1 protein-coding gene and 1 pseudogene are annotated in these 691 nt (G+C 73.7%); both read left to right on the forward strand.

The features are described 5' to 3' along the window. Positions 1-239 (forward strand): DUF4339 domain-containing protein (locus TW83_RS18810; protein ID WP_045984317.1); only part of this gene is annotated, 239 nt, incomplete at its 5' end. Positions 240-246: 7 nt separating this feature from the next. After that, a pseudogene (locus tag TW83_RS18815) lies at positions 247-691 on the forward strand (zinc ribbon domain-containing protein); the annotation flags it as partial.

Below are 691 nucleotides of genomic sequence, written 5' to 3' on the forward strand. Positions count from 1 at the left end.
CGCCGCCTGCGGCCCCGCCGCCCCTGCCCGGCGGCACGGCACCGCGCTGGCATGTGGCCATCGACGGCGCGGCCTCGGGGCCCTTTGCGCAATCCGACCTGCCGCCGCTTGTGGCCGAGGGGCGCCTGACCCCTGCCACGCTGGTCTGGACCGAAGGCCAGGATGGATGGCTGGAGGCCGGTCAGGTCCCGGCATTGGCCACCATCCTTGGTGCGACGCCGCCGCCCCTGCCGCGCTGAGGACCGGATGATCCCGGCCGAACACCGCTTTCCCTGCGGACAATGCGGAGCCAGCCTGACCTTTCGCCCCGGCCAGCAGGAGCTTGTCTGCGACTGGTGCGGCCACCGGCAAACCATCGGCCCCGGCCCCGCCCGCGCGCCCGGGCGCAAGGCCGATGACAGCAGCGCCGACCCCGCCCTGCAATGGTCCGAGGGCCCGCGCGCGCCGGGCCCCGCGCTTCGCGAGATTCCCCTGGCCGAGGGGCTGGATCTGTCTCAGGGTGCCGCGGACATCGTGCAGACCGTCCGCACCCTGTCCTGTCCGAACTGCGGGGCACAGGTCGATCTGGACGCCGACCATCACGCCAGCGCCTGCCCCTTCTGCGCAACGCCGGTCGTCACCGACACCGGCCCCACGCGCCGCATCAAACCGCAGGGGGTGATGCCCTTTACCCTGACCGAGGCGCAGGCCC

Origin of the sequence: Paracoccus sp. S4493 (assembly GCF_000967735.1) — a bacterium.
Lineage (GTDB): Bacteria > Pseudomonadota > Alphaproteobacteria > Rhodobacterales > Rhodobacteraceae > Paracoccus > Paracoccus marcusii.